Origin of the sequence: Methylorubrum podarium (genome assembly GCF_022179745.1) — a bacterium.
Classification (GTDB): Bacteria; Pseudomonadota; Alphaproteobacteria; order Rhizobiales; family Beijerinckiaceae; genus Methylobacterium; species Methylobacterium podarium.
In genome coordinates this window covers 1-6,788 of record NZ_BPRD01000056.1, presented here as the reverse complement: position 1 = coordinate 6,788, position 6,788 = coordinate 1, and the positions used below count along the sequence as shown (strand labels likewise).

Genomic DNA, 6,788 nt, shown 5'->3' with positions numbered 1-6,788 from the left:
GGGCGATGCTGAACGGGACGACGGCCGTCTTCCCGTTCAGCATCGCCCAGCCGGAGATGCAGGCGTCGAGGGGGAAGCGGCACCCCGTCCACAGCGGCTCGATCGCGTCCTCGGCGACGTAGGCGCAGGCGTCATCCTCGCGCAGCACGACGGCGATCCCGTCGGATCCGGCGATCCGGCGGCCCGTCCGCGCGAGGATGGACAGGACGTCCTCGAAAGAGCCCGCCTCGGCCATGAGCTCGGCGGTCCGCATCAGATGCGGGTCTGCCTGGGAGCGCTCATCAAACATGCCTGCAGCGTACGGGTTTTAGCCGGATCCGTACAGGCGACCCCGACGAGGCGGGCGGGCCGGGGCCGGGAACCGGGGCGCGCCGCCGCCGGAGTCCAGGCGTCCTCGGCGAGCCCGAGAGCGTCGCTTCGAGAGGGACTTCCCCTCCCCACCTCACCTGATGCATGAGGTTTCGGACCGGGTGGCATGGGCGGCGGAGCCGGCGTATTGTCAGTCCCGGCACCCCACCAACCAACGGGATCGCGGGCCTTCGATGAGCGGAAGCGCCATGTCGGCGCGGACGGCGCCAAGCCCTGAGGCCCGGCCCGCGCACGGTGTGTCGCTGGCCGAGGCGTCGAAGGTCTGGGCGCGGATCGCCCTGCTCAGCTTCGGCGGCCCGGCCGGGCAGATCGCGGTCATGCACCGCATCCTGGTCGATGAGAAGCGCTGGATCGGCGAGGAGCGCTTCCTGCACGCGCTCTCCTACTGCACGCTGCTCCCCGGTCCCGAGGCGCAGCAACTCGCCACCTATATCGGCTGGCTGATGCACCGCACGGCCGGCGGCCTGATCGCGGGCGGGTTGTTCGTGCTGCCGGGCATGATCGCGATCATGGTCCTGAGCCTGGTCTACGCGGCCTTCGGCGGGGTCGGCCTCGTCGGCGGCCTGTTCTTCGGCCTCAAATGCGCGGTGCTCGCGGTCGTGCTGCAGGCGGTGATCCGGGTCGGATCACGGGCGCTCAGGAACGGCGTGATGAACGCCGTCGCCGCCCTCGCCTTCGTCGCCATCTTCTTCTTCGACGTCGCCTTCCCGCTGATCATCCTCGCGGCCGGGGTGATCGGCTATCTCGGCGGCCGGACGGGGTCGCCGGCCTTCGAGGGCGGCAGCCACGGAAAAGCCAAGGGACCGGTCCTGGCCGACGCCGACAGCCTGCTCGGCGCCGGGGTGCCGGCGCATGCCCGGCCGAACGCGGCCTGGTCCCTGCGCATCGGCGCCGTGCTGCTGCTGCTCTGGCTGCTGCCGGTGGCCGGGCTGCTCGCCGTCTTCGGCAGCGGCAACGTGTTCGCCGACATCGCCGTGTTCTTCTCGAAGATGGCGGTCGTCACCTTCGGCGGCGCCTATGCCGTGCTGGCCTACGTCGCGCAGGCGGCGGTGGAGACGTTCGGCTGGCTCAGGCCCGGCGAGATGCTCGACGGTCTCGGCATGGCCGAAACCACGCCGGGGCCGCTGATCATGGTCACGCAGTTCGTCGGCTTCATGGGGGCGTTCCGCGCGCCCGCCGCGCTCAATCCCTACCTGGCGGGCATTCTCGGCGGCCTGCTGACGACCTGGGTGACGTTCGTGCCCTGCTTCCTCTGGATCTTCGCCGGGGCGCCTTACGTCGAGGCGCTCCGCGGCAACCGGGCCCTGTCGGGTGCGCTCGCCACGATCACCGCGGCGGTGGTCGGCGTGATCCTCAACCTCGCGGTCTGGTTCGCGCTGCACACCCTGTTTCGGGAGGTGGACACCCTGCGGCCGGGCTTCGGCCTGAAGCTCGAATGGCCCCTGTGGTCGAGCCTGAACGGGCCGGCGCTGGTGCTGACGGCGGCGGCGGTGCTGGCGGTGTTCCGCTTCAAGGCCGGCATGATCCCGACGCTGCTGGCCAGCGCGGCGGCCGGCGTCGCCCTGCACGTGGCCGGCGTTGTCTAGAGCCGTGTTGCGGGCGCCGCGCGGGCACGGCACGCCGCCCGGCGCCGGGGCGGCGAACCGTTTCCCGGCGCGGTCGAAGGGTCGTGTTCCCGCCGATGCGGACCGGGTGCGGACCGGTGTCCCGATCAGCCGCGGATGAAGGCGAGGAGGTCGGCGTTGAGCTGGTCGGCGTTGAGGGTCAGCATGCCGTGCGACAGGCCCGGATAGGTCTTCAGCGTGCCGTTGCGCAGGAGCTTGATCGACTTGTGCGCGGACGCGACGATCGGCACGATCTGGTCGTCCTCGCCGTGGAGCACCAGCGTCGGCACCGAGATCGCCTTGAGATCCTCGGTCTGGTCGGTCTCCGAGAACGCCTTGATGCCCTCGTAGTGGGCCTTGGCCGAGCCCATCATGCCCTGCCGCCACCAGTTGCGGATCACGCCCTCGTGGACCGTCGCGCCGTCGCGGTTGAAGCCGTAGAACGGGCCGGCCGGGACATCGAGGAAGAACTGGGCGCGGTTGTCGGCCAGCGCCTTGCGGAAGCCGTCGAACACCTCGATCGGCAGGCCCTCGGGGTTGGCCTCGGTCTTCAGCATCAGGGGGGGCACGGCGCTCACCAGCACCGCCTTGGCCACGCGCCCCTGCGGCTCGCCGTGCTTCGCGACGTAGCGCGCCACCTCGCCGCCGCCGGTGGAATGGCCGATATGGACGGCGTGGCGCAGGTCGAGATGCTCGGCCACCGCCGAGGCGTCGGCGGCGTAATGGTCCATGTCGTGCCCGTCCGGCACCTGCGCCGAGCGGCCGTGGCCGCGCCGGTCATGGGCGACCACGCGAAAACCCTGGCCGACGAAGAACAGCATCTGCGCGTCCCAATCGTCGGACGAGAGCGGCCAGCCGTGATGGAACATGATCGGCTGCGCGTCCTTCGGGCCCCAATCCTTGTAGAAGATCTCGGTGCCGTCCTGGGTGGTGACCGTGGCCATGATGCTCTCTCCTCGATCGTGGGCGGGCCGGGGCGGCGTGAGGTCGGGGCCGCGGCGACCGCTGTTTGACGCCGCGAGAATGGACCTTTGCGCGGGGTTTGAAAATCAGAAACGATTGAAACGCATCGTTTCTAAAAGTAGTACCATCGACGGATCGTCCCCCGTCGCAAGAGCGGGGCCGCCCACACGATTGCCCTCGGAGCCGCCGCGAACGGGAGGCCCGTCCGAGGCGAGGTTTACGGCGGGGTGAGTCGCGCGGCGAGCCCGACGCTAGCGCCCTTCCATCACCGAATGACGACTGTAAAGCGGGGCGCGATCACGGCTTCCGCCGCGGCCGTCGCCCCTCTATCCGGGGATGGGGCGGCCCGTCGCGCAGCGCGGGACCGCTCTCGATCCGACACCCGTGAGGACCACCGCCCGATGGCGAGACAGCGCTGGACCGTTGCCGACATTCCCTCCCAGGCCGGCCGCCGCGCCGTGGTGACGGGGGCGAGCGCCGGGCTCGGGTTCGAGACGGCGCGGGCGCTGGCCGGGGCCGGCGCTTCGGTGGTGCTGGCGGTGCGCGACCTCGGGAAGGGCGAGCGCGCCGCCGCGGCGATCCGGCGGGCGCATCCCGGCGCCGACCTGTCCGTGCGCCCGATCGACACCGCCTCGCTCGACAGCGTGCGCGCCTTCGCCCGGGCCTGGCCGGCGGCGGCGCCGATCGACCGGCTCGTGCTCAATGCCGGCATCGCCGCGGTGCCCCGGCGCGAGGAGAGCGCGGACGGGTTCGAGCGCCAGCTCGCCACGAACTATCTCGGCCATTTCGCCCTGACCGGCCTGCTCCTGCCGGCCCTGAGCCCCTCGGCGCGGGTGGTGTCGGTGGCGAGTCTCGCCCATCGCAGCGGACACATCCGGTTCGACGACCCGCACTGGCGCGAGACCTACGCGGCGCAGCCCGCCTACAGGCAGAGCAAGCTCGCGCTGCTGATGTTTTCCCTCGAACTCGACCGGCGGCTCGCGGCGGCGGGCTCCGGCATCGCCTCGCTCGCGGCGCATCCGGGGCTCGCCGTCACCGAGGTGTTCCGCCGGGGCGACCGGGCGGGCGCGTTCCAGCAGCGGGCGGGGCGGATCCTGTTCTCGCTGATCGGCCAGCCGGCGGCGCAGGGCGCCCTGCCGATCCTCTACGCCGCCACGGCGCCGGAGGCGCGGCGCGGCGGCTATTACGGGCCGGACGGGTTCCGCGAGGTGCGCGGCGGCCCGAAGCCCGCCGCGATCGCCGCCCACGCCCTCGACCGCGCCGCCTCCGACCGGCTCTGGGCGATGTCGGAGACGCTCACCGGGGTGCGGTTCGCCCTGTGATCGCCGTCAGGCGACGTGGCGGACGGGCCGCCGCGCCTGCTTGACCGCGCGGGGAATCAGCTCGATCAGCCCGGTGACCTCGCCGGAGGGCCGGGCCGGACTGTAGAGGAAGCCCTGCGCGCTGTTGCAGCGCCGCAGCCGGAGCATCTCCGCCTGCTGCTCCGTCTCGACGCCCTCCACCGTGACGTCGATCCCGAGGTCGCCGGCGATGACCATGATCGCCTTGATCACCGACAGGCATTCCGGCCGGCTGCTGAGGTCGCGCACGAAGGCCCGGTCGATCTTGATCTTGTCGACGGGGAACTGGGTCAGGTAGCTCAGCGAGGAATAGCCCGTCCCGAAATCGTCGAGGGCGATCCGCACCCCCGTCGCCCGCAGCGCCCGGAGGTTTTCCAGCACGTGCGGCGTGTTGGCCAGGAAGATCGATTCCGTGATCTCGATCTCGAGCCGCTCCGGCGCGAGCCCGGTCTCGCCGAGCGCGGCCTCGACCTCCCGGTAGAAGTCGGGCAGGCGGAAATGGGTCGATGAGATGTTCACGGCCACCCGCATATGCGCCGGCCAGTTGAGAGCTTCCGCGCAGGCCTTGCGCAGGGCCCAGCGCCCGATCGTGATGACGAAGCCGGTGCTCTCGGCGATCGGGATCATCTCGGCGGGCGAGACCGGGCCGTGTCCGGGCCGGGTCCAGCGCAGCAGCGCCTCGCACCCGACGACCTCGCCGTCCTGCAGGTTCACCAGCGGCTGGTAGTGCAGCTCCATCTCGCCGCTGGCGAGGCCGGCCCGCATCGCCCCGTCGAGCTCCCGCCAGCGCCGGACCCGCCGTTCGAGGTCGGCGTCGAAGCATTGCCAGCGGCCCCGGCCGGCTTCCTTGGCGGTGTAGAGGGCGAGGTCGGCCTTGCGCAGCAGGTCCTGGAGCTCGGTCGCGTCCTGCGGCGCCCGCGCGATCCCGATGCTGACGCCGATCTCCGCGCGCACCCCGTCGATGAGGTAGGGCCGGTGCAGGGCCGCGATGACGGCCTCGGCCAGGATCTCCGCCTCCGCCGCCTCCCGGCCGCGGTGCAGGATCGCGAACTCGTCGCCGCCGAGACGGAACACCTGCGCGTTCGCGTCGACGCTGGCGCGCAGGCGGTCGGCCACCTGCCGCAGCAGGGCGTCGCCGGCGCCGTGGCCGGCGGTGTCGTTGACCTTCTTGAAGCCGTCGAGGTCGAGATAGAGCAGGTTGACGAGATCGCCGCGGGCCGAGGCGGCGACCGCCGCGCAGGCCTCCGAGGCGACCTCGTGGAACATGCCCCGGTTCGACAGGCCGGTGAGGGAGTCGCGCGCGGCGAGGTAGGCGATGTGGGCCTCCGCCTCGCGGCGCTGCGTCACGTCCGAGCCGACCCCGCGAAAGCCCGCGACATGGCCGCGCTGATCGGTGAAGGGCTTGCCGCTCAGCTCCAGCCACCGCAGGCCGGTGGGCGTCTCGATGGCGACGAGGAGCTCGTGGAAGGCCCGGCCCTGCCGAAGCTGGTCGAGCAGGTCGGCGGTCCGGTCTTCGCCCCGGTCTTCACTCCAGTCCTGCCCCCTATCCTGGCCCCGATCCCGGCCCCGCGCCTCGTCGGACCGCGCGTCGGCGCCCGGGGCGAGGAGGTCCCGGAACGCGCTCCGCTGCAGCCGCTCGATCGGGCAGCCCAGGGCCTGCGCCATCCGCGGCGAGACGTGCTGGAAGCGGCCGGTCTCGTCCGTCTCCCAGAGCCAGTCGCTCGAATTCTCCTCGAACTCGTTGAGGAGCAGGCCGATGGTCTCGCTCTGATCCTCGACGCGGACGCGGTCCAGGATGCGCTGGCGCGAGAGGCGGCTCATCCGGCGGACGCTCAGCCCGACGAAGCTCGCGTAGACGACGAGCAGGACGGCGATGCTCAGCGCGATCGGCTCGCCGCTGCGGGCGAGCCCGAGGAAGCTGCCGAGGATCACCGGAACCGCGAAGAGGTAGGAGACCGACAGGAGCGGGCCGACGACGTAGGCGTCCGAGATCAGGCCGGCGGCGATGCCGACGACGAGCAGCCGCTCGTCGCTGCTGGCGGGGCTGAAGAGCATGATGGGCATGGTGGCCCAGGCGAGGCCGAGCGCGAACGCGAACCCGCCGGAGAGGCGGTAGCCGCGCGCGACGCCGAGCTCGGAGACGGCGCTGCCGAAGATGCGCTGGTAGAGCCAGGTCATGTAGAGGGTGGCCGCGATCACCACGGCGACCACCGCGAGCAGGCCGAGCAGGTAGGCCCGCGGCGCGGAATCCCAGAAGAAGTAGGCGACCGCGACGGCGACGACCAAGTGGGTCACCGCCGAGTAGTGCGCGAGCTTCAAGGTCTCGTCGAGCAGGCCCGCGCGGACCTGCAGCCTGTAGCGCGCCGGCAGCCCGTCGACCGTGTCGATGCGCCGGATCCGGTCGATCAGCGAGCCGAACCGCTCGGTCGATCGTGTCGTGTCGTCGCGGCGCGTCTCGGGCATGGTGTCGGTCTTGGATGCGAAGTGTTTGGGGGCGAAGTGTTTGGGGGCG

At 71.7% G+C, this 6,788-nt stretch carries 4 protein-coding genes and 1 pseudogene; 2 read left to right on the top strand and 3 right to left on the bottom strand.

What is annotated here, in order from left to right; genetic code table 11:
* Window positions 1-289: pseudogene (locus MFF42_RS03080) on the bottom strand (GAF domain-containing protein); the annotation flags it as partial.
* Window positions 290-542: 253 nt separating this feature from the next.
* On the opposite strand from MFF42_RS03080, the gene chrA reads away from it, so the two are divergent.
* Window positions 543-1,955, top strand: a complete 1,413-nt coding sequence (chrA, locus tag MFF42_RS03075; RefSeq protein WP_238254450.1) for a chromate efflux transporter — start codon at window positions 543-545, stop codon at window positions 1,953-1,955.
* 125 nt (window positions 1,956-2,080) lie between these two features.
* Here chrA and MFF42_RS03070 read toward each other — a convergent pair whose 3' ends face one another.
* Window positions 2,081-2,917 (bottom strand): alpha/beta fold hydrolase, encoded by an 837-nt coding sequence (locus tag MFF42_RS03070; RefSeq protein WP_238254449.1) that lies wholly within the window; start codon window positions 2,915-2,917, stop codon window positions 2,081-2,083.
* 420 nt (window positions 2,918-3,337) lie between these two features.
* Between MFF42_RS03070 and MFF42_RS03065 the strand changes: the two genes are divergently transcribed.
* On the top strand, window positions 3,338-4,258 hold the full coding sequence (locus tag MFF42_RS03065) for an oxidoreductase (protein ID WP_238254448.1): 921 nt from the start codon (window positions 3,338-3,340) through the stop codon (window positions 4,256-4,258).
* A 6-nt stretch (window positions 4,259-4,264) separates the two neighbouring features.
* On the opposite strand, the gene MFF42_RS03060 is transcribed toward MFF42_RS03065, so the two are convergent.
* Window positions 4,265-6,739: a putative bifunctional diguanylate cyclase/phosphodiesterase gene (locus MFF42_RS03060; RefSeq protein WP_238254451.1), complete on the bottom strand. Its 2,475-nt coding sequence runs from the start codon at window positions 6,737-6,739 to the stop codon at window positions 4,265-4,267.
* Window positions 6,740-6,788: the final 49 nt, after the last annotated feature.

Bases quoted from the DNA above. Each gene is read 5' to 3' on its own strand.
- MFF42_RS03065 (WP_238254448.1), top strand. From the start codon at position 3,338: ATGGCGAGACAGCGCTGGACCGTTGCCGACATTCCCTCCCAGGCCGGC.
- chrA (WP_238254450.1), top strand. From the start codon at position 543: ATGAGCGGAAGCGCCATGTCGGCGCGGACGGCGCCAAGCCCTGAGGCC.
- MFF42_RS03060 (WP_238254451.1), bottom strand. From the start codon at position 6,739: ATGCCCGAGACGCGCCGCGACGACACGACACGATCGACCGAGCGGTTC.
- MFF42_RS03070 (WP_238254449.1), bottom strand. From the start codon at position 2,917: ATGGCCACGGTCACCACCCAGGACGGCACCGAGATCTTCTACAAGGAT.